General features: G+C 71.1%; 1 protein-coding gene. It reads left to right on the top strand.

The genetic code is table 11. From position 1 onward, the window contains the following. Positions 1–367: 367 nt before the first annotated feature. A partial coding sequence (locus AAE045_RS23740) for a hypothetical protein (RefSeq protein ID WP_455549761.1) occupies positions 368–620 on the top strand: 253 nt, incomplete at its 3' end.

Here is a 620-nt window from a genome sequence, read left to right as displayed (position 1 = left end):
CACTACCGGCCCGCAGCGCGCGCGCCGCCGCCGGCCGCGTGACGAGGTGCCGGCCACACAGCCGGCAGCCAAGCCAGAGTCCGATCCGATGCGGCCACGACCCCGCAGGGCTGCGCTCGGCCCTGTGCCGGGATTCGGTGAGAAATGGCTACGCACTGAGCCGCTGCGTGGCCCCGCGATGTCGAAAACCCACGCATGAACCCCCGATCTGTGCCCGATCTGTGCCCAAAGCGGCGCTTGCGCGGCCGCTTCCTACCCGCCAGACTCGCAAAAAAGGGCGGTTGAACTTCCTATACCCCCCTGTCAGTATGGCGCGTAGCATTGGTCGCATGCTCCTTCCCGCTGGCCCCACCCTTGCCGACCGCCCATGACTCCACCACACCACCCCACCGCCGCCGCCCCTGCCACCCTGTTCAGCGGCCCTGCCTGGTGGCTGCAGATCGTGCTGGCCTGGCTGTTGCTGCTGCTGGCGCTGGCCATGGCGGCGCTGGGCGTGCAACTGCTGGCGCTGGGTGGCAGCGCCTACTACCTGCGGGCCGGCGTGGCGGCGCTGGCCGGCGCGCTGCTGGTGTTGCGGCGCCGGGTCAGCGCCGGCCTGTGGTGCTACGGGCTCACCGTGC

This window comes from Dryocola clanedunensis (assembly GCF_038405435.1).
GTDB lineage: Bacteria > Pseudomonadota > Gammaproteobacteria > Enterobacterales > Enterobacteriaceae > Dryocola > Dryocola clanedunensis_A.
The sequence above is the reverse complement of the archived record's forward strand: the minus strand, read 5'-3'. Positions and strand labels throughout refer to the sequence as shown.